General features: G+C 60.6%; 1 pseudogene. It reads left to right on the top strand.

Annotated elements, in window-relative coordinates:
* Positions 1-227: 227 nt before the first annotated feature.
* Positions 228-556: pseudogene (locus HM984_RS18130) on the top strand (hypothetical protein); the annotation flags it as partial.

Below are 556 nucleotides of genomic sequence, written 5' to 3'. Positions count from 1 at the left end.
GCGGTGACGCTCTATAACCAGTGGTCCTGGGAAATGAGTTGTCGGCTGGAAGGGAGTCGGAGGCGGCCATAGTACCGATCGAGCCTGCAGGACAACACAACCTGAGGTGAGGGAAGGGCCGCTACGTGTGTCGATGCGTGATGATGTGAAGGAGGTGCTCGGTGAGTGCTACGAGAGTGGCTAGTCCCGCCGCGAGTGGATCTGTTCCGCTCGATTCGGTGCGTGCCTTGCAGCACACGCTCTACCGGACGGCCAAGGAAGATCCCGGTAGACGGTTTCACACGCTGGGGGACAAGATCGTGCGCAGCGATGTCCTCATGCGTGCGTGGTTTCAGGTGTACCGCAATCAGGGTGCATCTGGTGTTGACCGCATCACTGTGGAGCAGGTCAAGGAGTACGGGGTGACTCGGTTACTCGATGAGCTGTCCACCGAACTGCGGGAGGGGCGGTATCGTCCGTTGCCGGCTCGTCGGGTGTTGATCCCGAAGCCCGGCACGGGTGAACAGCGTCCGTTGTCGATTCCGGCAGTTCGTGACCGTATCGTGCAAGCTGCAAC

It is taken from the genome of Winogradskyella pacifica, assembly GCF_013403915.1.
In the GTDB taxonomy this organism is placed as follows: Bacteria; Bacteroidota; Bacteroidia; order Flavobacteriales; family Flavobacteriaceae; genus Winogradskyella; species Winogradskyella pacifica.
This window is presented reverse-complemented; position numbering and strand designations above follow the sequence as displayed.